General features: G+C 55.8%; 18 protein-coding genes and 1 riboswitch. Of the genes, 13 read left to right on the top strand and 5 right to left on the bottom strand.

Features of this window, described 5'->3' with window-relative positions; translation table 11 throughout:
- The first annotated feature begins 117 nt into the window (after window positions 1-117).
- Window positions 118-330, top strand: coding sequence for a 50S ribosomal protein L31 (rpmE, locus tag AAE045_RS20265; protein WP_121266173.1), 213 nt, complete (start codon window positions 118-120; stop codon window positions 328-330).
- Window positions 331-400: 70 nt separating this feature from the next.
- Here the strand turns inward: rpmE and metJ are convergent, their stop codons facing one another.
- Window positions 401-718: a met regulon transcriptional regulator MetJ gene (gene metJ / locus AAE045_RS20260; RefSeq protein WP_015960995.1), complete on the bottom strand. Its 318-nt coding sequence runs from the start codon at window positions 716-718 to the stop codon at window positions 401-403.
- 262 nt (window positions 719-980) lie between these two features.
- On the opposite strand from metJ, the gene metB reads away from it, so the two are divergent.
- The 3 genes from metB to metF all read left to right on the top strand — a co-directional run bounded on the left by metB (window position 981) and on the right by metF (window position 5,737).
- The gene (gene metB, locus AAE045_RS20255) at window positions 981-2,141 is read left to right on the top strand and encodes a cystathionine gamma-synthase (RefSeq protein WP_202305699.1); all 1,161 of its coding nucleotides are present in this window, start codon (window positions 981-983) and stop codon (window positions 2,139-2,141) included.
- Window positions 2,142-2,143: 2 nt separating this feature from the next.
- A complete protein-coding gene (locus AAE045_RS20250) occupies window positions 2,144-4,576 on the top strand; it encodes a bifunctional aspartate kinase/homoserine dehydrogenase II (RefSeq protein WP_455549242.1) in 2,433 nt (810 codons plus the stop codon).
- A 270-nt stretch (window positions 4,577-4,846) separates the two neighbouring features.
- Window positions 4,847-5,737, top strand: coding sequence for a methylenetetrahydrofolate reductase (gene metF / locus AAE045_RS20245; protein ID WP_455426233.1), 891 nt, complete (start codon window positions 4,847-4,849; stop codon window positions 5,735-5,737).
- A gap of 112 nt (window positions 5,738-5,849) precedes the next feature.
- Here the strand turns inward: metF and ppc are convergent, their stop codons facing one another.
- Window positions 5,850-8,501 carry a phosphoenolpyruvate carboxylase gene (ppc, locus tag AAE045_RS20240; RefSeq protein ID WP_455549241.1) on the bottom strand — a complete coding sequence of 884 codons (2,652 nt, stop codon included), beginning with the start codon at window positions 8,499-8,501 and terminating at the stop codon, window positions 5,850-5,852.
- 236 nt (window positions 8,502-8,737) lie between these two features.
- Window positions 8,738-9,889, bottom strand: a complete 1,152-nt coding sequence (gene argE, locus AAE045_RS20235) for an acetylornithine deacetylase (protein WP_455549240.1) — start codon at window positions 9,887-9,889, stop codon at window positions 8,738-8,740.
- Window positions 9,890-10,026: 137 nt separating this feature from the next.
- Between argE and argC the strand changes: the two genes are divergently transcribed.
- The 5 genes from argC (at window position 10,027) to oxyR (ending at window position 15,742) form a co-directional block, all read left to right on the top strand.
- Complete coding sequence (argC, locus tag AAE045_RS20230) at window positions 10,027-11,031, top strand: N-acetyl-gamma-glutamyl-phosphate reductase (RefSeq protein ID WP_202307928.1); 1,005 nt, start codon at window positions 10,027-10,029, stop codon at window positions 11,029-11,031.
- Window positions 11,032-11,050: 19 nt separating this feature from the next.
- The gene (gene argB / locus AAE045_RS20225; RefSeq protein ID WP_455549239.1) at window positions 11,051-11,824 is read left to right on the top strand and encodes an acetylglutamate kinase; all 774 of its coding nucleotides are present in this window, start codon (window positions 11,051-11,053) and stop codon (window positions 11,822-11,824) included.
- A 34-nt stretch (window positions 11,825-11,858) separates the two neighbouring features.
- Window positions 11,859-13,076, top strand: a complete 1,218-nt coding sequence (locus tag AAE045_RS20220) for an argininosuccinate synthase (protein WP_271129746.1) — start codon at window positions 11,859-11,861, stop codon at window positions 13,074-13,076.
- 94 nt (window positions 13,077-13,170) lie between these two features.
- Window positions 13,171-14,544: an argininosuccinate lyase gene (argH, locus tag AAE045_RS20215; protein WP_455549238.1), complete on the top strand. Its 1,374-nt coding sequence runs from the start codon at window positions 13,171-13,173 to the stop codon at window positions 14,542-14,544.
- 280 nt (window positions 14,545-14,824) lie between these two features.
- Window positions 14,825-15,742, top strand: a complete 918-nt coding sequence (gene oxyR / locus AAE045_RS20210) for a DNA-binding transcriptional regulator OxyR (RefSeq protein ID WP_202307913.1) — start codon at window positions 14,825-14,827, stop codon at window positions 15,740-15,742.
- On the opposite strand, the gene sthA is transcribed toward oxyR, so the two are convergent.
- On the bottom strand, window positions 15,725-17,125 hold the full coding sequence (gene sthA / locus AAE045_RS20205) for a Si-specific NAD(P)(+) transhydrogenase (protein WP_455549237.1): 1,401 nt from the start codon (window positions 17,123-17,125) through the stop codon (window positions 15,725-15,727). The genes oxyR and sthA overlap by 18 nt on opposite strands.
- 196 nt (window positions 17,126-17,321) lie before the next feature.
- Here sthA and fabR point away from each other — a divergent pair, with 196 nt between their 5' ends.
- A complete protein-coding gene (gene fabR, locus AAE045_RS20200) occupies window positions 17,322-17,963 on the top strand; it encodes an HTH-type transcriptional repressor FabR (protein ID WP_455549320.1) in 642 nt (213 codons plus the stop codon).
- 10 nt (window positions 17,964-17,973) lie between these two features.
- Window positions 17,974-18,330, top strand: a complete 357-nt coding sequence (locus AAE045_RS20195; RefSeq protein ID WP_455549236.1) for a YijD family membrane protein — start codon at window positions 17,974-17,976, stop codon at window positions 18,328-18,330.
- 42 nt (window positions 18,331-18,372) lie between these two features.
- Here AAE045_RS20195 and trmA read toward each other — a convergent pair whose 3' ends face one another.
- Complete coding sequence (trmA, locus tag AAE045_RS20190; RefSeq protein ID WP_455549235.1) at window positions 18,373-19,473, bottom strand: tRNA (uridine(54)-C5)-methyltransferase TrmA; 1,101 nt, start codon at window positions 19,471-19,473, stop codon at window positions 18,373-18,375.
- 118 nt (window positions 19,474-19,591) lie between these two features.
- A riboswitch (cobalamin riboswitch) is annotated at window positions 19,592-19,776 on the top strand.
- Between the two features lie 68 nt (window positions 19,777-19,844).
- Between trmA and btuB the strand changes: the two genes are divergently transcribed.
- Window positions 19,845-21,716 carry a TonB-dependent vitamin B12 receptor BtuB gene (btuB, locus tag AAE045_RS20185; protein ID WP_455549319.1) on the top strand — a complete coding sequence of 624 codons (1,872 nt, stop codon included), beginning with the start codon at window positions 19,845-19,847 and terminating at the stop codon, window positions 21,714-21,716.
- The gene (murI, locus tag AAE045_RS20180; RefSeq protein WP_455549234.1) at window positions 21,661-22,542 is read left to right on the top strand and encodes a glutamate racemase; all 882 of its coding nucleotides are present in this window, start codon (window positions 21,661-21,663) and stop codon (window positions 22,540-22,542) included. Before btuB ends, murI begins: the two co-directional genes overlap by 56 nt.
- Window positions 22,543-22,649 lie beyond the last annotated feature (107 nt).

Raw genomic sequence — 22,649 nt, 5'->3', positions numbered from 1 at the left:
ATGATTCGCCGCCTTTGATGCGCAGTTTTGGCTTCGAATAAACCTACTTTATTAACATCGCGTGGTGTCTGGCGTTAGGGCTGGAAGAGCGACGCGGCCTTAGACCTGAGGTTTTCCATGAAAAAAGATATCCACCCTAAATATGACGTAATTACTGCCAACTGTTCTTGCGGTAATTCTATCAAAATCCGCTCTACTGCGGGTCACGATCTGAACCTGGACGTTTGTGGTGAATGCCACCCGTTCTACACTGGTAAACAGCGTGACGTTGCTACCGGTGGCCGTGTTGACCGCTTCAACAAGCGTTTCAGCATCCCAGGCGCGAAATAAGTTTTCGCCGTCCGGAAATGAGAAAGGCGCCTTACGGCGCCTTTTTTGTATCTGAAATCCGGGATGGAATTTAGTATTCCCAGGTATCCGGATCTATCCCCAGCTCGCGCATAATCACCTTCGCTGCTTCCGGGATTTCATCGCTGCGTTCTTTACGCAGGTCTTCATCGTTCGGCAGAGGCTGGCCCGTGAAGGCGTGAAGGAATGCTTCACACAGCAGTTCACTGTTCGTTGCGTGTCGCAGGTTGTTCACCTGGCGACGGGTGCGCTCATCGGTGAGGATTTTTAACACCTTCAGAGGAATGGACACCGTAATTTTCTTTACTTGTTCACTCTTCTTACCGTGCTCAGCGTAAGGGCTGATATATTCGCCGCTCCATTCAGCCATGAGATACCTTTAATCCTCTTATCAATTAAACATGCTCAAAACGGGCGTGGCACGATTTGGGCGATTATCTGTCTAGTGTACCGCGTTGAACAGGGCGCAGTCTGCGACGCTGTCGCGCTAAAGCATATAATTTTAACGGCTATTTCGCGTTTGCTCAATCTATACGCAAAGAAGTTTAGATGTCCAGATGTATTGACGTCTATCTTTTCAATGTTTACTCTGATGCCTGACCTTTATTCCACCAGCAAGGATCGGGCAGACAATGACGCGCAAACAGGCAACCATCGCAGTACGCAGCGGTTTAAATGATGACGAGCAATACGGCTGTGTTGTTCCACCCATCCACCTCTCCAGCACCTATAACTTCACCGGCTTTAATGAACCTCGTGCCCATGACTATTCGCGACGCGGTAACCCGACGCGTGACGTAGTCCAGCGCGCGCTGGCTGAACTTGAAGGCGGGGCAGGTGCCGTGATGACCAACACCGGCATGTCTGCCATTCACCTGGTGACAACGGTCTTCCTGAAGCCTGGCGATCTGCTGGTGGCGCCGCATGACTGCTACGGCGGCAGCTATCGCCTGTTTGACAGCCTGGCAAAACGCGGCGCATACCGCGTTTTATTTGTCGATCAGGGGGACGAAGCAGCCCTGAACGCGGCGCTTGCCGAAAAACCGAAGCTGGTACTGGTAGAAAGCCCGAGCAACCCATTGTTACGCGTGGTAGATATTGCGAAAATATGTGCCGCGGCGCGTGAAGCCGGGGCGATAAGCGTAGTGGATAACACCTTCCTGAGCCCGGCCCTGCAAAATCCGCTGGCGCTGGGGGCGGATCTGGTTCTGCACTCCTGCACCAAATACCTGAACGGCCACTCTGATGTGGTGGCTGGCGTAGTGATAGCGAAAGATCCTGAGCTGGTCACCGAGCTTGCCTGGTGGGCGAATAACATCGGCGTGACCGGCAGCGCGTTTGACAGCTATCTGCTGCTGCGTGGTCTGCGCACGCTGTCACCGCGTATGGAAGTTGCCCAGCGCAACGCCCAGGCCATCGTTGAGTACCTGAAGACGCAGCCGCTGGTGAAAAAGCTGTATCATCCATCGCTGCCGGAAAACCAGGGGCACGAGATCGCGGCCCGCCAGCAGAAAGGGTTTGGCGCGATGCTGAGTTTTGAATTTGACGGAGACGAGCAGACCCTGCGCCGTTTCCTGAGCGGGCTGTCGCTCTTCACCCTTGCGGAATCGCTGGGTGGCGTTGAAAGCCTGATTTCCCACGCGGCAACCATGACCCATGCGGGCATGGCGCCGGAAGCGCGAGCCGCGGCTGGCATTTCCGAAACGCTGCTGCGTATCTCTACCGGTATTGAAGATGGCGATGATTTAATTGCCGACCTGGAAAATGCCTTCCGGGTGGCAAGAGAGGGGTAAGCATGAGTGTTTCAGCACCAGCAGGGACGCCGGTTCGTCAACTGCACAAGTTTGGCGGCAGTAGTCTTGCAGATGTGAAGTGTTACCTGCGTGTGGCGGGTATCATGACCGAATATTCCAGGCCTGGCGACCTGATGGTGGTCTCTGCCGCTGGCAGCACCACCAACCAGCTAATCAGCTGGCTAAAGCTGAGCCAGAGCGACCGGCTATCTGCACACCAGGTTCAGCAGGCGCTGCGCCGCTATCAGAGCGAGCTAATCAGCGGCCTGCTGCCGCCCGAGGTGGCAGACGGTCTGATCGGCGAGTTTATTCACGATCTGGAACGGCTGGCCGGTCTGCTGGACGGCAAAATCACCGATGCGGTGTATGCCGAAGTGGTTGGCCACGGCGAAATCTGGTCTGCACGCCTGATGTCTGCGGTGCTGAATCTACAGGGTATAGAGGCCGCCTGGCTTGATGCGCGCGAATTCATGCGCGCCGAGCGTTCGGCCCAGCCTCAGGTTAACGAAGGGCTCTCCTGGCCGCTGCTGCAAGAATTGATGGCGCAGCATCCCCATAAGCGCTTGGTCGTTACCGGCTTTATCTGCCGCAACGACGCGGGCGAAACCGTGCTGTTAGGCCGTAACGGCTCAGACTACTCGGCAACCCAAATCGGCGCGCTGGCGGGCGTTTCCCGTGTGACCATCTGGAGCGACGTGGCCGGGGTATACAGCGCCGACCCACGTAAAGTGAAAGATGCCTGCCTGCTGCCGCTGCTGCGTCTGGACGAAGCCAGCGAGCTGGCCCGTCTTGCGGCTCCGGTACTGCACGCTCGTACATTACAGCCCGTGTCCGGCAGCGATATCGATCTACAGCTGCGCTGCAGCTACTCCCCGGAACAAGGTTCGACACGCATTGAACGCGTGCTGGCATCCGGTACGGGCGCGCGCATCGTCACCAGCCATGACGACGTCTGCCTGATCGAGTTCCAGATCTCTGCGGGCCAGGATTTTAAGCTGGCACAAAAAGAGTTGGATACCCTTCTCAAGCGTATTCAGATCCGCCCGCTGTCCGTTGGCGTGCATCCCGACCGTAATCTGCTGCAGCTTTGCTACACCTCCGAAGTGGTTAACAGCGCGCTGGAGCAGCTTCAGGCCGCTGGTCTGCCGGGCGAGTTACGCCTGCGTGAAGGGCTGGCGCTGGTGGCGATGGTTGGCGCGGGCGTTTGTCGTAACCCGTTGCACAGCCATCGCTTCTGGCAGCAGCTGAAAGACCAGCCGGTGGAATATATCTGGCAGTCCGAAGATGGCATCAGCATTGTGGCCGTGCTGCGCGGTGGCCCGACGGAGAACCTGATTCAGGGCCTGCACAAGTCGCTGTTCCGCGCAGAAAAACGCATCGGGCTGGTGCTGTTCGGCAAGGGGAATATTGGCTCCCGCTGGCTGGAACTGTTTGCCCGCGAGCAGGAAACGCTCTCTGCCCGCACCGGCTTTGAATTTGTGCTGGCGGGCGTGGTGGACAGCCGCCGCAGCCTGCTGAACTACGAAGGGCTGGATGCGAGCCGCGCGCTGGCGTTTTTCAATGACGAAGCGGTAGAGCAGGATGAAGAGTCCCTCTTCCTGTGGATGCGCGCCCACCCGTACGACGATTTAGTGGTGCTGGACGTCACCGCCAGCGAACAGCTGGCCGATCAGTATCTCGACTTCGCAAGCCACGGTTTCCACGTTATCAGCGCCAATAAGCTGGCCGGTGCCGGTAACGGACAGAAGTACCGCCAGATCCGCGACGCGTTTGAAAAGACAGGTCGCCACTGGCTGTACAATGCCACCGTCGGCGCTGGCTTGCCGGTAAACCACACGGTGCGCGACCTGCGTGACAGCGGCGATGCGATTCTGGCCATCAGCGGTATCTTCTCCGGCACGCTCTCCTGGCTCTTCCTGCAATTTGACGGCACCGTGCCGTTTACCGAGCTGGTGGATCAGGCCTGGCAGCAGGGGCTGACGGAGCCGGATCCGCGTGTTGATCTGTCCGGTAAAGACGTAATGCGCAAGCTGGTGATTCTTGCCCGTGAAGCGGGCTACGACATCGAGCCTGACCAGGTGCGGGTAGAGTCTCTCGTGCCAAACGGCTGTGAAGAAGGGTCGGTCGATCACTTCTTTGAGAACGGCGAGGCGCTGAATGACCAGATGGTCCAACGCCTGGAAGCCGCCCAGGAGATGGGGCTGGTGCTGCGCTATGTGGCGCGCTTTGATGCGAACGGTAAAGCACGCGTTGGCGTGGAGGCCGTTCGCCCTGAACATCCTCTGGCCGCTCTGCTGCCGTGCGACAACGTCTTTGCCATCGAAAGCCGCTGGTACCGCGATAACCCGCTGGTGATCCGTGGGCCGGGCGCAGGACGCGATGTCACCGCTGGTGCTATCCAGTCCGATCTTAACCGCCTGGCGCAGCTGCTGTAGCCCCTCGGCGGATGACGCAGGCTTATTCGCCCTACAAAGGCTTCTCAAGTCGTAGGGTGGATAAACGCCAGCGTCATCCACCGCTCAACATCCCCGCTTTCCCGCATCATGAACAAAATTCACCTTCCGTGAGAATTCCTCAGATCCTGTAGTGATTTTTCAGTTGACGGCCTTCGCCTTTTCCTTCATCTTGCTATCTGGACGTCTAAACGTCTGGACAGCAGTAAAACACAACACCACATAATAAAATGCGATTGATGAGGTAAGGGTATGAGCTTTTTTCACGCCAACCAGCGGGAAGCACTGAATCAGAGTCTGGCCGAAGTTGCCGGGCAAATTAACGTTTCCTTCGAGTTTTTCCCGCCGCGCACCAGTGAAATGGAACAGACCCTGTGGAGCTCCATCGACAGGCTCAGCAGCCTGAAGCCGAAATTTGTCTCCGTGACCTACGGCGCCAACTCCGGCGAGCGCGACCGTACGCACAGCATTATCAAAGGCATTAAAGATCGCACCGGTCTGGAAGCCGCGCCGCACCTGACCTGTATCGATGCATCACGCGACGAATTGCGCACCATCGCCCAGGATTACTGGAACAACGGTATCCGCCACATCGTTGCCCTGCGTGGTGATTTACCCCCGGGCGGCGGCAAGCCGGATATGTATGCTTCAGATCTGGTCACCCTGCTGAAGGACGTGGGCGATTTTGACATCTCCGTCGCCGCTTACCCGGAAGTTCATCCTGAAGCGAAGAGCGCGCAGGCCGACCTTATCAACCTGAAGCGTAAAATTGATGCGGGTGCAAACCGCGCTATCACCCAGTTCTTCTTCGACGTGGAAAGCTACCTTCGCTTCCGCGACCGCTGCGTGGCGACGGGCATCGACGTTGAAATCGTACCGGGCATCCTGCCGGTCAGTAACTATAAGCAGGCCCACAAGTTCGCCACCATGACCAACGTGCGCGTGCCGCACTGGATGGCGAAAATGTTCGAAGGGCTGGATGACGACGCGGAAACCCGCAAAATGGTCGGCGCAAATATCGCCATGGACATGGTGAAGATTTTAAGCCGCGAAGGCGTGAAGGACTTCCACTTCTATACGCTGAACCGCGCCGAGATGAGCTACGCGATTTGCCATACGCTGGGTGTACGCCCCGGTCTGTAATATTATTTGCCTGTCAGAATAAACCCCGCCACGCAGCGGGGTTTTGCATTTTACGTCTCAGCAAAAACAAAAAACCCCGCGTATGCGGGGTTTGAGAACGAACGTTTTCAGGTTAGCCAGTGTTACGCATCCCGGCGGCAACCCCTGCGATGGTGACCATTAGCGCCTGCTCGACCTGCGGGTTTGGCTCTTCGCCTTTCTCTTCCAGCTGGCGTGAACGGTGCAGCAGCTCTGCCTGCAGAACGTTGAGCGGGTCAGTGTAGATGTTACGCAGCATGATGGACTCGGCGATCCACGGCAGGTCTTCCATCAGGTGTGAGTCGTTGGCGATATCCAGCACCACTTTGATATCCGCTTCCAGCTGATCGCGCAGCTGTTTGCCCAGCTTCCACAGCTCCGGCTTCACCAGGCGCTGATCGTAGTATTCCGCCAGCCAAAGGTCGGCTTTGGCGAACACCATCTCCAGCATGCCCAGGCGCGTAGAGAAGAACGGCCAGTCGCGGCACATGGTTTCCAGTTCGTCCTGCTTGCCGTCCTCGACAACTTTTTGCAGCGCGGCACCGGCACCCAGCCAGGCAGGCAGCATCAGGCGGTTCTGCGTCCAGGCGAAAATCCACGGAATGGCGCGCAGGGACTCAACGCCGCCATTTGGTTTGCGTTTTGCCGGACGTGAGCCGAGCGGTAATTTACCCAGCTCCAGCTCAGGCGTTGCGGAGCGGAAATACGGCACGAAGTCTTTGTTTTCGCGGATGTAGCCACGGTACATATCACAGGAGGTGACGGACAGCTCCTCCATGATATTTTTCCACTCTTTCTTCGGCTCCGGCGGCGGCAGCAGGTTCGCTTCCAGAATCGCGCTGGTATAGAGCGACAGGCTGCTGATGGTGATTTCCGGCAGGCCGTACTTGAAGCGGATCATTTCGCCCTGTTCGGTCACGCGCAGGCCGCCCTTCAGGCTGCCTGGAGGCTGAGAAAGCAGCGCCGCGTGGGCAGGCGCGCCGCCGCGACCAATGGAGCCGCCGCGTCCGTGGAACAGGGTCAGGATGATGCCTGCCTTTTCGCAGGTTTTGATCAGCGCATCCTGCGCCTGATACTGCGCCCAGGAGGCCGCCATCACGCCTGCGTCTTTTGCGGAGTCAGAGTAGCCAATCATGACCATCTGCTTGCCCTGAATAAAGCCGCGGTACCAGTCGATGTTCAGCAGCTGGGTCATGACGTCGTCGGCGTTATTCAGGTCATCCAGCGTTTCAAACAGCGGCGCAACCGGCAGCGCGAAGGTGCAGCCTGCTTCTTTCAGGAGCAGGTGCACGGCCAGCACGTCGGAAGGCGTTTTGGCCATGGAGATAACATAAGCGGCGATCGAGCCGCGCGGCGCTTCGGCAACCACTTTGCAGGTTTCCAGCACCTCACGCGTATCTTCGCTCGGCTCCCACTGGCGTGGAAGAAGAGGGCGCTTGGAGTTCAGCTCACGGATCAGGAAGGCCTGTTTGTCTGCCTCCGACCAGCTTTCATAGTCGCCAATGCCCAGATAGCGGGTCATTTCGCCCAGTGCTTCGGTGTGGCGAGTGCTTTCCTGGCGAACGTCGATACGCACCAGCGGTACGCCAAAGCTCTTCACGCGGCGCAGGGTATCCAGCAGCTGGCCGTTGGCGATGATGCCCATGCCACAGGCTTGCAGAGACTGGTAACAAGCGTATAGCGGATCCCACAGCTGTTCGTTCTGGGTCAGCAGGCCTTCTGGCTTCGGCAGACGCTGGCCCTTCAGGCGGGCTTCAAGCCAGGCCTGAGTTGCCAGCAGCTGCTGACGAACGCCTTTCATGATGCAGCGGTACGGTTCCTGAGCAGCATCCGGGCCGGCCAGCTCGCTCAGCTCCGGGGTGCATTCCACCATCGACAGTTCGGAAATCAGAACCTGGATGTCGCGCAGGAACAGGTCGGTCGCTTTCCAGCGGCTGAGCAACAGCACGTGGCGGGTAATATCGGCGGTGACGTTCGGGTTGCCGTCACGGTCGCCGCCCATCCATGAGGTAAAGCGCACCGGAACGAAATCAACCGGCAGCTTATAGTCCAGATGCTCTTCGAGCTGTTCATTCAGCTCGCGCAGGTAATTTGGTACGCCTTCCCAGAGGCTGTTTTCAACGACTGCAAAGCCCCATTTGGCTTCGTCTACCGGGGAAGGGCGATGCTTACGGATTTCATCGGTATGCCATGCCTGAGCAACCAGCTGGCGCAGACGGCGCATAATCTGGTTACGCTCGTAATCGGCGATGTCGGAGTGGTCCAGCTGTTTCAGGCAGCCATTCACTTCCACCAGCTTGTGGATCAGGGTGCGACGGGTAATTTCGGTTGGGTGTGCGGTCAGCACTAATTCCAGGGAGAGGGACTCCACTGCTTCACGAATGGCCGCCTCGCTGATATCCGGCTGTTCTTTTAATTTTTGGATAGTTTTGGCGATGACTTCAGGATTGCTGGCGGCTTCGCCGTTGGCGGAAATGCTGTGGAACTGCTCGGCGGTGTTGGCCAGGTTCAGGAACTGGCTGAACGCACGGGCTACGGGGAGCAGCTCGTCGTTAGACAGATTCTGTAACGTGGTGAGCAACTCCTGACGGTTGGCTTCGTTGCCCGCCCGTGAGGATTTTGACAACTTACGGATGGTTTCAACGCGATCAAGGATGTTTTCACCTAACGCATCTTTGATGGTATCGCCGAGCAACTTGCCGAGCATACTGACATTACTTCGCAAAGCGGAATACTGTTCGTTCATTATGACCCCAGACACCCAATCTTTATGTAATTAAATTTCACCCGTGAAGGTTCAACACCGTCTTTATAAAGCCACGTCTGAAACTGTTCGTCAATTGCTACGAAATCGTTTCAGCAAACGAGTAAATGCCGCAAATTCATGAAATTTAATTACCAGGTTTGCTCATAAGCAATTCTTATAGGAATCGCAAAAAAACCAGCGGAAAAAGAGGCGAAACGCTCTTTCTCCGCTATTTTTTAATGCCAGCAAAAATGATGCACGACCTGCGTAATGAGTTTGCGCGTTGGCTCGATAAATTTCGTTTCGAGGTACTCATCCGGCTGGTGAGCCTGGTTTATTGAGCCAGGACCAAGCACCAGCGTCGGGCAAACCGTCTGGATAAACGGCGCTTCGGTGCAGTAGTTCACGACCTCGGTTTGTGCGCCAAGAAGGTCTTCTACAACCTTGACCAGCTGGTGGTCTTTGGCGCATTCGTAGCCCGGAATCGGCGGGTGAAGCTCAGAGACGGTCAGACGACCGGGCCAGCGTTGGCTCACCGGCTCCAGCGCTTCATTTAGCAGGCCGTTGAGATCGCTTAACGTCAGCCCAGGCAGCGGGCGGATATCCATATGCAGCTCGCAGCAGGCGCAGATACGGTTAGCCGCATCACCGCCGCTGATATGGCCGAGGTTCAGGGTAGGGTACGGCACGGTGAAGGCATCGTGGTGATAGCGATCTTTCAGGGTGTTTTTTAGCGACATGATATGGCCGATGGCATCGTGCATCAGCTCGATTGCGTTCACGCCGCGGGCCGGATCGCTTGAATGGCCGGACTGACCAAGAATGCGGATGGCGTTAGAGATGTGCCCTTTGTGCGCACGAACGGGCTGCAAAGACGTCGGTTCGCCGATGATCGCGCAATCCGGACGCAGGCTGGTGGTTTCGGAGAAGTACCGCGCACCCGCCATTGTGGTTTCTTCGTCGGCGGTCGCCAGAATATAAAGTGGTTTTTTAAGCACTGACACATCGACATCGCGCAGCGCGTCAAGAATGAAAGCGAAGAAGCCTTTCATGTCGGCGGTCCCGAGGCCGTAGAGTTTATTTTCGTGCTCGGTTAGCGTGAAGGGATCGCGGGTCCAGCGGCCATCGTCGAACGGCACGGTATCCGTATGGCCTGCCAGCAGCAAACCGCCAGCTCCGGCACCCGTGCTGGCCAACATATTGAATTTATTGCGCGTTCCTGGGACCGGCTGCACTTCGACGTTAAAGCCTAAATCGCGGAACCAGCCCGCCAGCAAATTGATTAAAGACTCATTGCTCTGATCCAGCGCGCTGTCGGTGGCGCTGATGGACGGGGTCGCGATCAACGCGCGGTAAATCTCGATAAAAGGAGGTAATTTCATCTTCACTGTTGACAGGCCTTAGCTTGGAATAGTATACATAATCATGCATTAATATTGAATAAAAATACAATAATGCACGCCGTAATGAAACCACGAATTCTCGTCATTTATAGTAATCACGACCAAGAAGGTGAATAGCCCAGATGTTGAATACGCTGATTGTTGGTGCTAGCGGTTATGCAGGCGCAGAGCTTGTAACCTATTTGAATCGTCATCCTCATATGAACATAACCGCTTTGACGGTTTCAGCGCAAAGTAATGACGCAGGAAAGTTGCTCTCCGATCTGCATCCGCAGCTCAAAGGCATAGTCGACATGCCGTTACAGGCTATGTCGGATATCAGCGAATTTACCGACGGCGTCGATGTGGTGTTCCTGGCAACGGCCCATGAGGTCAGCCACGATTTGGTTCCTCAGTGTTTAGCTGCGGGCTGCGTGGTCATCGATTTATCTGGCGCGTTTCGCGTGAATGATGCGGAGTTTTATCAGCGTTATTACGGCTTCACCCATCAGCATCCCGATCTCCTTGAACAGGCGGTTTATGGCCTTGCCGAATGGCAGAGCGATAAGCTTAAAGAGAGTAATTTAATTTCCGTGCCGGGATGCTATCCGACCGCCTCCCAGCTGGCGCTCAAGCCGCTGATTGACGCGGGCCTGCTGGATCTGAACCAATGGCCGGTGATCAACGCCACCAGCGGCGTCAGTGGAGCAGGGCGCAAAGCGGCGATTTCCAACAGCTTCTGCGAAGTCAGCCTGCAACCCTACGGCATCTTCAACCATCGCCATCAGCCGGAAATAGCAACGCATCTCGGCACGCAGGTCATTTTCACCCCTCATCTGGGCAATTTCCCACGCGGTATTCTGGCGACGATAACCTGTCGTCTCAATAAAGGTGTGACCGCACAGCAGGTGGGCGAGGTCTTCCAGCAGGCTTATAAAGACAAGCCGATGGTGCGCCTGTATGACAAAGGTGTCCCCGCGCTGAAAAACGTAGTGGGCCTGCCGTTCTGCGATATTGGTTTTGCGGTGCAGGATGAGCATCTGATCGTCGTGGCGACGGAAGATAATCTTCTTAAAGGTGCGTCGGCCCAGGCCGTACAGTGCCTGAATATTCGTTTTGGCTTCGCCGAAACGCAGTCTCTTATTTAATCGACAGCCGGGTGACACGATGAATCCGTTAATTATCAAATTAGGTGGCGTACTGCTGGATAGCGAAGAGGCGCTGGAGCGTCTGTTTACCGCGCTGGTCAACTATCGTCAGTCCCACGAGCGCCCGCTGGTTATTGTTCACGGCGGCGGCTGCCTGGTGGATGAGCTAATGAAAAAGCTCGCCCTGCCGGTGACCAAGAAAAACGGCCTGCGTGTGACGCCTGCCGATCAGATCGACATCATTACCGGTGCGCTGGCGGGAACAGCTAATAAAACCTTGCTGGCGTGGGCGAAGAAACACGCTATTAACGGCGTAGGCCTTTGCCTGGGTGACGGCGACAGCGTGACCGTCACTAAGCTGGATGATGAATTGGGCCACGTCGGTCTGGCGAAGCCTGGCTCAGCTAAGCTGATTAACGCCCTGCTGGACGGCGGCTTCCTGCCGATTGTCAGTTCAATTGGCGTGACCGCCGAAGGTGAACTGATGAACGTAAACGCCGATCAGGCGGCGACCGCGCTGGCGGCAACGCTGGGAGCGGACCTGATACTGCTCTCTGACGTCAGCGGCATTCTGGACGGCAAAGGACAGCGCATCGCCGAAATGACGGCGGCGAAGGCGGAGCAGCTGATCGCTCAGGGCATCATTACCGACGGCATGATAGTAAAAGTTAACGCGGCGCTGGATGCAGCACGCACGCTGGGTCGCCCCGTGGATATCGCCTCATGGCGCCATGCGGATCAGCTCCCCTCTTTGTTTAACGGCGTCGCCATTGGCACCCGGATTCTGGCCTAGTTAGCGCATCATTTTGAATTTGAAGGATAAGACAATGCAAAATCACGGCATCAAAAAAATTGTTCTCGCCTACTCCGGCGGCCTCGACACCTCAGCGATCATTCCATGGCTGAAAGAAAACTACGGCGGCTGCGAAGTGGTCGCCTGCGTGGTGGATATCGGCCAGGATCGTGACGATCTGAAAGGCGTTGAGCAAAAAGCACTGCGCTCAGGCGCAACGGAATGCTACGTAGTGGATGCACGTGAAGAGTTCATCAGCGACTATGTTTACCCGGTGCTGCAAACTGGCGCGCTGTATGAAGGCAGCTATCTGCTGGGCACCTCTATGGCCCGTCCGCTGATTGCTAAGGCGCTGGTGGATGTGGCGAATAAAGTGGGCGCGGATGCGCTGTGCCACGGCGCGACCGGTAAAGGTAACGACCAGGTGCGTTTCGAATCGACCTGGGCTGCCCTGGCTCCGCACCTGAAAGTCGTTGCGCCATGGCGTGAGTGGAACCTGCGTTCCCGTGAAGCGCTGCTGGATTACCTGAAAGAGCGTGATATTCCGACTACCGCATCGCTGGAAAAAATTTACAGCCGTGACGAGAACGCCTGGCACATTTCTACCGAAGGCGGCGTGCTGGAAAGCCCGTGGAACGCACCGAATAAAGATTGCTGGGTGTGGACCGTCGATCCTAAAGAAGCGCCGGACCAGGCGGAGCAGGTAACTGTTACCGTTAAGCAGGGCAAAGTGGTTGCGGTGAACGGCGAAACGATGAGCCCGTTCAAATGTCTGGAAACCCTGAACGCCATTGGTTCTAAGCACGGCATCGGTCGTATTGATATCGTTGAAAACCGTCTGGTGGGTATCAAGTCCCGTGGCTGCTACGAAACCCCAGGAGGCACCATCATGATGGCGGCCCTGCGTGGCGTTGAGCAGCTGGTGCTGGATCGCGATAGCTTCAAATGGCGTGAGCAGCTGGGCCTGGAAATGTCCTACGTTGTTTACGACGGTCGCTGGTTCGCGCCGCTGCGTAAATCTCTGCAGGCGTCCGCGGAGTCCCTGGCGGAAGAAGTGAACGGCGAAGTGGTGCTTGAGCTGTACAAAGGCCAGGTTACCGCGCAGCAGAAGAAATCCCCGAACAGCCTGTACAGCGAAGAGTTTGCAACGTTTGGCGAAGACGAAGTGTATGACCACAGCCACGCGGGCGGCTTTATCCGTCTGTTCTCACTGTCATCACGTATCCGTGCGCTGAACGAGCTGAAGAAGTAATTTTTACCCTCATTCCTGGATTTCTCCCTCGCCCCTCCGGGGAGAGGGTTGGGGTGAGGGGCAAATGAACATCAATATTTAATGGAGCATCACTATGGCACTTTGGGGTGGACGTTTTACACAGGCAGCAGACCAGCGGTTCAAACAGTTCAATGACTCATTGCGCTTTGATTACCGCCTGGCTGAACAGGACATTGTTGGCTCTGTCGCCTGGTCCAAAGCGCTGGTCACCGTTGGCGTGCTGACTCAGGCCGAGCAGGTTGAGCTTGAGCAGGCGCTGAACGTGCTGCTCGAAGAAGTGCAGGCTGATCCGCAGGCCATTCTGGCCAGCGATGCGGAAGATATTCACAGCTGGGTGGAAGGCAAGCTCATCGACAAGGTGGGCGCGCTGGGTAAAAAGCTCCACACTGGCCGTAGCCGTAACGACCAGGTCGCGACTGACCTGAAGCTGTGGTGCAAAATGCAGATCGGCGAACTGCTGATGGCAACCCGCCAGCTGCAGCAGGCGCTGGTGGAAACCGCAGAAAATAACCAGGATGCCGTCATGCCGGGTTATACCCATCTGCAGCGCGCACAGCCGGTCACTTTTGCTCACTGGTGTCTGGCGTACGTTGAGATGCTGGCGCGTGATGAAAGCCGCCTGCAAAGCACGCTGGAGCGTCTGGACGTCAGCCCGCTGGGCTGCGGGGCGTTGGCCGGTACCGCTTATGAAATCGACCGTGAACAGCTGGCCGACTGGTTGGGCTTTGCCTCGGCGACCCGCAACAGCCTGGACAGCGTCTCCGACCGTGACCATGTTCTCGAGCTGCTTTCCGATGCCTCTATCGGCATGGTTCACCTCTCCCGCTTTGCAGAAGACCTGATCTTCTTTAATACCGGTGAAGCTGGTTTTGTTGAGCTGTCCGACCGCGTGACTTCCGGCTCTTCCCTGATGCCGCAGAAGAAAAACCCGGACGCGCTGGAGCTGATTCGCGGCAAGTGTGGTCGTGTACAGGGCGCGCTGACCGGCATGATGATGACGCTGAAAGGTTTACCGCTGGCCTACAACAAAGACATGCAGGAAGATAAAGAAGGGCTGTTCGACGCGCTGGATACCTGGCTCGACTGTCTGCACATGTCCGTGCTGGTACTGGATGGGATTCAGGTGAAGCGTCCGCGCTGTAAAGAAGCCGCTGAACAAGGTTATGCGAACGCTACCGAACTGGCGGACTATCTGGTCGCCAAAGGCGTGCCGTTCCGCGAAGCGCACCACATTGTCGGTGAAGCCGTGGTTGAGGCAATTCGTCAGGGTAAGGCCCTGGAGGCGCTCTCCCTTACGGATCTGCAAAAGTTCAGCGCGACCATCGGCGATGACGTCTACCCAATCCTCTCGCTGCAGTCCTGCCTGGATAAACGTGCTGCCAAAGGCGGCGTGTCGCCAGCTCAGGTTGCACAAGCTATTGCGGATGCGAAACAGCGTCTGGTTTAAGCTTGTTATGGTGGAAGGCGCTTGCGCTTCTCCACCCTCTATCTCTCCCTTCCTGCCAGCTTCAGTCAAAAAAAAGCGGACATCACGTCCGCTAAAAATTCACGTTGGCTTTCAAGGTCAGAGAACAGAGAGTTTCTCCTCAGCCGAACGTTCGCTTCATGGGTAAGTGAAGCCGTTCGTGCTGTTGGTTTGTATTATTCATATTCACGCTTGATAGGGATAATCGTTCGTTGCTATGCTATCTATCGCCATGGGCTATCATGGCGCCGGAGGATGGACAATGAATATTCGAGATCTTGAATACCTGGTGGCGTTAGCAGAACATCGCCATTTTCGTCGGGCAGCGGATGCCTGCCATGTCAGCCAGCCAACCCTTAGCGGCCAAATCCGTAAGCTGGAAGATGAGCTGGGCGTCATGCTGCTGGAGCGTACCAGCCGCAAAGTTTTATTCACGCAGGCGGGCCTGCTGCTGGTCGATCAGGCACGTACCGTGCTGCGCGAAGTCAAAGTACTGAAAGAGATGGCCAGCCAGCAGGGCGAGGCGATGTCCGGGCCGTTGCATATCGGTCTGATCCCAACCGTCGGGCCCTATCTGCTGCCGCAGATCATCCCGATGCTGCACAAAACCTTCCCGAAACTGGAAATGTATCTGCACGAAGCGCAGACCCATCAGCTGTTAGCGCAGCTGGACAGCGGGAAACTCGACTGTGCCATTCTGGCGCTGGTTAAAGAGAGCGAAGCTTTTATTGAGGTGCCGCTGTTTGACGAGCCGATGGTGCTGGCGATTTATCAGGACCACCCGTGGGCGAACCGCGACCGCGTGCCGCTGTCAGACCTGGCGGGCGAAAAGCTGCTGATGCTGGAAGACGGGCACTGCCTGCGCGATCAGGCGCTGGGCTTCTGCTTTGAGGCGGGCGCTGAAGAAGACACGCATTTCCGGGCAACCAGCCTGGAGACGTTACGTAACATGGTCGCTGCGGGCAGCGGGATTACTCTGCTTCCGGCTCTGGCCGTACCGAACGAGCGGGAGCGCGACGGGGTGGTTTATCTGCCATGTTATAAACCAGAGCCGCGCCGTACGGTAGGCCTGGTTTATCGTCCGGGGTCGCCGCTGCGCAGCCGCTATGAGCAGCTGGCAGAGGCCGTCCGTACGCAGATGGACGGCCATTTCGACTCGGCGTTAAAAGAGGCGGTTTAAGCCGTTAAGCGCCGCTACCCGATAGGCTTCCGCCATCGTCGGGTAGTTAAAGGTGGTGTTAACGAAGTACTCGATGGTGTTACCGCCACCTTTCTGCTCCATTATCGCCTGGCCGATGTGGATAATTTCCGCCGCGCGCTCCCCGAAACAGTGGATCCCCAGAATCTCTTTCGTCTCGCGATGGAAGAGAATTTTCAGCGTTCCCACGTTCATACCCACGATTTGCGCGCGCGCCAGGTGTTTAAATTGGGCGCGACCCACTTCATAAGGCACTTTCATGGCGGTCAGCTGCTGCTCGGTTTTACCGACTGAGCTGATTTCAGGAATGGTGTAAATCCCGGTCGGGATATCCTCAATCAGATGCGCCGTCGCTTCGCCTTTAACGAGCGCCTGCGCTGCAATACGGCCCTGATCGTAGGCTGCCGAAGCCAGGCTCGGATAACCAATCACATCGCCTACCGCGTAGATATGCGGCAGGGCAGTCTGGTACATGCTGTTGACCTTCAGCAGGCCACGGCTGTCTGCTTCCAGACCAACATTTTCAAGCGAGAGCGAATCCGTGTTGCCCGTACGGCCATTGGCATACAGCAGGCAATCGGCTTTGACCTTCTTGCCGGATTTCAGCGAAACAATCACGCCGTCTTCCACGCCTTCGATACTTTCAAACTCTTCGTTATGGCGGATAACAACGCCGCTGTTCCAGAAGTGGTAAGAAAGTGAGTCTGACATTTCCTGATCCAGGAAGGCCAACAGGCGATCGCGCGTGTTAATTAAATCTACTTTCACATTCATGCCGCGGAAGATCGACGCGTATTCGCAGCCGATGACCCCTGCGCCATAAATAATGACGTGGCGCGGCTCGTGGTGCAGATTAAGAATAGAGTCGCTGTCGTAAACGCGTGGATGGGTGAAATCCACCTCCGGCGGGCGATAAGGCCTGGAGCCGCAGGCAATCACGAACTTCTCTGCGGTAATCATCTCTACCGAGCCGTCGTGGCATTCCAGCGCAATGGTGTGCTCATCCACAAATCTTGCGTCACCCTGCAGCATCTCGCAGCGGTTGCGCTCATAGAAGCTCTGGCGCATGCGGGTTTGCTGGTTAATCACGCTGTCTGCATGGTTAAGAATGTCGGCGAAAGAGGAGCGGAGGAGGTGGGTGTGGTCGCTGTATAACGGGTTTTGGTTGAATTCGATAATACGGCTGACGGCGTGGCGAAGGGCTTTTGACGGGATGGTGCCCCAGTGGGTGCAACCGCCGCCGACGTTATGGTAGCGCTCGATAACGGCTACCCTGGCGCCAAGCTTCACCAGCCCCATAGCAGCGCCTTCGCCGCCCGGGCCGGAACCAATTACTACTGCATCATAATCGTAGGTGTGTGGCATGGTAAGGCTTACCTGTTCTTATACATAAAAGCAACATGATGGTAACATCATCAGCGGTATAACCCAATTATCCCTGTGCTTTTTCATTTGTAACGCGAAGTCGCTCGCGTAAACAATCATTCACAATCCTGTTTAAAAGCGGTAGCGTTAGTATCTGGTATAGTGCCATTTCGGTTTGAAGGAATCAGGCAACGTGATGGGTGTAAGAGCACAACAAAAAGAACGAACCAGACGTTCTCTGATTGAAGCCGCATTTAGTCAGTTAAGCGCGGAACGCAGCTTCGCAAGCCTCAGCCTGCGTGAAGTTGCCCGCGAGGCAGGGATCGCACCCACGTCGTTTTATCGCCATTTTCGCGACGTGGATGAACTTGGCCTGACCATGGTAGATGAAAGCGGCCTGATGCTGCGCCAGCTGATGCGCCAGGCCCGACAACGAATTGCCAAAGGCGGCAGTGTGATCCGCACTTCCGTTTCCACGTTCATGGAGTTTATCGGCAATAACCCTAACGCATTCCGCCTGCTGCTGCGTGAGCGTTCCGGGACCTCCGCAGCTTTTCGTGCCGCCGTGGCGCGGGAAATACAGCACTTTATTGCGGAACTTGCCGACTATTTAGAACTCGAAAATCGCATGCCGCGCAGCTTTACTGAAGCGCAGGCGGAAGCGATGGTGACGATTGTATTTAGTGCCGGTGCCGAGGCGCTGGACGTTGATATCGACCAGCGGCGTCAGCTCGAAGAGCGCCTGGTGTTACAGCTGCGCATGATCTCCAAAGGCGCGTATTACTGGTATCGCCGGGAACAAGAGAAAATGTCGCTGATGCAAATAGCCGAAGAGTGAAGGACGAGTAATGAAACAGTTACAAGAGAAAGGTACCCTGGTGCTGGCATTTGTTGCTGGCTTGTCGATTAACGGAACCTGTGCCGCGCTGTTTAGTTCGGTAGTGCCGTTTACTATATTCCCGCTTATTGCTCTGGTGCTGACGGTTTACTGTCTGCATCAACGCTACCAGAACCGCACCATGCCCGTGGGCCTGCCGGGCTTAGCCGCGGCCTGTTTTATCCTCGGCGTCCTGCTGTATAGCGCAGTAGTGCGGGCAGAATATCCGGCGATTGGCTCTAACTTCGTGCCAGCCGTGCTCTCCGTAGCACTCCTGTTCTGGATTGGCCTGAAGATCCGCGCCCGGAAAGCGCAGATGACTGAGTAAGCTCAGCTACAAATAAAAACGGACGCCGAGGCGTCCGTTTTGCTATTTGCGCGTCAGCCACACGCCACACTCCATATGGTGGGTATAGGGGAACTGGTCAAAGAGGGCGAGGCGTGAAACAACATGCGTTTCACTCAGCGTTTCCAGGTTTTCACACAGGGTTTGCGGGTTGCAGGATATATAAAGAATTTGTGGGTAAGCCTGCACCATCTTCACCGTGTCGGCATCCAGCCCGCTGCGCGGTGGATCGACAAAAATTGTTTCGCACTGATAGCTCTTCAGATCTATACCCTTCAAACGATTGAACTCACGCACGCCGTTCATCGCCTGAGTAAACTCTTCCGCGGCCATGCGGATAATCTGCACGTTTTCAATTTCGTTGGCTGCGATATTGTATTGCGCGGCAGCAACAGAAGGCTTCGCGATTTCAGTAGCCAGCACGCGGTTGAAGTTGCGCGCCAGCGCCAGAGAAAAGTTACCGTTACCGCAGTACAGCTCCAGCAGATCGCCGCTGGCGTTTTTCGTCGCGTCCAGCGCCCACTCCAGCATCTGAATATTCATCGCCGCGTTCGGCTGGGTGAAGCTGTTTTCCACCTGGCGGTAGATCATCTCTTTGCCCGCTACCGGCAGACGTTCGTCGATGTAATCCTGATCCAGCTCGATTTTGGTCTTTGTCGCCCGGCCAATCAGGTGAACGTTGAAACCGCGTGCGCGCAGGGAATCACGCAGCGCTTCGGCATGAGTACGCCATTCATCGTCCAGCTTGCGGTGATAAAGCATTGATACCACGGCCTGGTTGCTGAGCGTGGTCAGGTAATCGATCTGGAAAAGCTTGTGGCGCAGAGAGGGAATATCCCGCACGCCGTCTAACATGGCTGGCATCAATTCATTAATCAGCGAGCTTGCCGCCGGGAAGCTGTTGACCCGGATGCGCTGTTTGGTCTGCTGGTCGAACATAATATGGTAGAGATCGTCTTCATCATGCCAGATGCGGAACTCAGCGCGCATACGGTAGTGGCTGACGGGCGAGCGGAACACCTCCGGCGCGGGTGCGGCAAAAGGCACCATCAAGCTTTGCAGGCGGGCAACTTTTTCTGCCAGCTGCGCGTCGTATTGGTCTGTCGGGAGATGTTCGGGTGTCATGGCGGCTACCTGTTAATGAAGTCAAACTACGCGGCGATTTTAGGGAATAGCCCCGGGATGTCCAGTCTCTTTGTCAGCATTGGGATAACTGGAAGTCTGGACATCTATACGGTGGTGCAGGTAGCATGCGCTCTCCGGCCTCCTGAGAGTTAAAAGGGAACCCAGTGCAATTCTGGGGCTGACGCGCAGCGGTAAGGAAGAGTGGGATGAACGCAAATGCAGACACTGCTTATTAATAAGTGGGAAGTCCTCATCTATAAAACACCTCCAAGCCCGAAGACCTGCCGGTTAACGTCGCAATCTGCATAACTATCGCGTGCTATCTGTTATGCCTGCGGCATCCTTATTAGAAGTGGATGCTTAAATAAATGATGATAAAAAAAGTTTCGCTGCTTACGGCGTTATCCGTAACGGCGTTTTCTGGCTGGGCGCAAGACAGCAATTCTGACGATACTCTGATGGTTACCGCCAGTCGATTCCAGCAGCCGGTGAATACCGTGCTTGCGCCGACGGATATTATTACCCGTCAGGATATCGACAAGTGGCAGGCAAAATCTCTTAACGACGTAATGCGTCGTTTGCCGGGCGTGGATATCGCGCAGTACGGTGGCATGGGGCAGGCGTCCTCCATGTTCATTCGCGGTACTAATCCAAGCCACGTTCTGGTGCTGATTGACGGTGTTCCCGTTGCGCGCACCGGTATCTCTAATACTGCCGACTTCAACCAAATTCCAATTTCGCTGGTCCAGCGCGTTGAGTATATTCGCGGGCCTCGCTCTGCTGTTTATGGCTCCGGTGCGATTGGCGGCGTCATCAACGTGATCACCCACTCCGACGAAGAGAAATCGCAAATCACCGCGGGCATGGGGTCGAAGGGCTACCAGCAGTACGACGGAACCCTGCGTCATCGCTTTGGCAATACCATGGCGACCATCGCCGGTTCGTACGACTCCACGAAAGGTTTTAACGCTCAGCCGAATTCTACTTACAGCGGCGACAACGACCGCGACGGCTCCCGGAATAAAACGTTCTGGGGCAGCGTAGAGCATAAATTCAACGAAGAGTTCGACGGTTTCTTCCGTGGCCACAGCTATACCAATAACAACGACTACGATTTAGGTAGCCCACCGTTCTCTCCCTCTTATAGCGCGAATGAAGAACAGCTCTATAACCAGGGCTACGACGCTGGCCTGCGCTTTAACTCCGGGATCTACTCTTCACAGCTGATTGCCAGCTACCAGAAAGTGAAGGATTACAACTACAGCAGCGAGTACGGCCGCTATAACGACGGTACTACGCTCGACAACATGTCTCAGCGTAATCTTCAGTGGGGCAATAACTTTGTCGTTGGCAACGGCTCGATCAGTGCTGGGGTGGACTGGCAGCAGCAGCGCCTTACCTCTTCTGACACCGTGCTTTCCGACACCTACAAGCGTGACAACACCGGGGTTTACCTGAGCGGCCAGCAGCAGTATGGCGATGTGACACTGGAAGCATCCGGCCGTGAAGATCATGACGAGCAGTTTGGCTGGCACGGCACCTGGCAAACCGCAGCGGGCTGGGAGTTTGTTGAGGGGTATCGTGCGACCGTTTCTTACGGAACCGGATTCCTTGCACCATCCCTTGGTCAGCAGTTTGGCTCAACCCGATTTGGCATTGACTCCAACCCGAACCTTAAACCTGAAGAGTCTAAACAGTGGGAGGCTGGCCTTGAAGGTCTGACCGGCCCTCTGGACTGGCGTCTGTCGGCGTACCGTTACGAAATCCAGAATCTGATCACCTATTATTCCGATCCTGTGACCTATGCCGGCTCTTACGACAACATCGACTCAGCAACAATTAAAGGTGTGGAGTGGACGGGCAGCATTGATACCGGCATCTTTACCCATAAAGTTACGCTGCAATATATGGATCCGCGTAATGACCAGAATGACGAAGTGCTAGCGCGACGTGCGAAGCGTCAGGCGAAATACCAGCTCGACTGGACGATGTTTAACGTCGATATGGACGTGGCCTGGCAGTACTACGGCAAGCGCTATGACAACAACACTTCTGCTTACAGCTCTACGCAGACTATTTTGCCGAGCTACCGCACAGTTGACGTCTCTGCTTCATATCCAGTCACCTCTCAGCTAACCGTTCGTGGTAGAATCGCCAACCTGTTCGATAAAGATTACGAGACGGTTTATGGCTATCAAACCCCAGGACGGGAATACTACCTCACTGGCAGCTATACCTTCTGATGCACGCCCCACGGTACTGGTCTTTGATTCCGGTGTCGGGGGGCTTTCAGTGTATAACGAGGTTCGGCAGCTCCTGCCGGACCTGCATTACATCTACGCCTTCGATAACGTAGCGTTTCCCTACGGCGAAAAAAGCGAAGAGTTCATCGTTGAGCGAGTGGTCGACATTGTCACCGCCGTTCAGGAACGCTATCCGCTCGCGCTTGCTATTATTGCGTGCAACACCGCAAGTACGGTTTCCCTTCCTGCTCTCCGTGAAAAATTTGCCTTCCCCGTTGTAGGCGTTGTTCCAGCCATCAAACCAGCCGCCCGCATGACGGCTAATGGCATTGTTGGTCTGCTTGCTACGCGAGGCACGGTTCGCCGTCCTTATACCCATGAGCTGGTGGCTCGCTTCGCTACTGAGTGCAAAATTGAAATGCTGGGTTCGGCTGAGCTTGTAGAGCTGGCCGAAGCGAAACTGCACGGTGAACCGGTATCCCTTGAGGAACTACGCAAAATCCTCCGTCCGTGGTTACGCATGAAGGAGCCGCCGGATACGGTTGTGCTGGGCTGCACTCACTTCCCTCTATTACAGGAAGAACTGCTTGAAGTGCTTCCGGAAGGCACGCGCCTGATTGATTCCGGCGCAGCTATCGCACGCCGTACAGCATGGCTGTTAGAGCACGAAGCTCCGGAAGCTTTATCAAAGGATGAGAACATTGCCTTTTGCATGGCGTTTACGCCAGAAACCGCACAGTTAATGCCTGTACTGCAGCGCTATGGCTTCACAACGCTCGAAAAACTGGCGGTTTGCAGCGGTTTAGCACAAAAAAACGACGCTTGATAAAAAATTGCAAAATAGGGGTTGTCAGCTTCCGAAAAATCCCTATACTGCGCCTCCACTGACACGGCACAACGGCTTACAAACCGGCCCGTCAGTCAGACGAAAGC

Origin of the sequence: Dryocola clanedunensis (assembly GCF_038405435.1) — a bacterium.
GTDB lineage: Bacteria > Pseudomonadota > Gammaproteobacteria > Enterobacterales > Enterobacteriaceae > Dryocola > Dryocola clanedunensis_A.
This window is presented reverse-complemented; position numbering and strand designations above follow the sequence as displayed.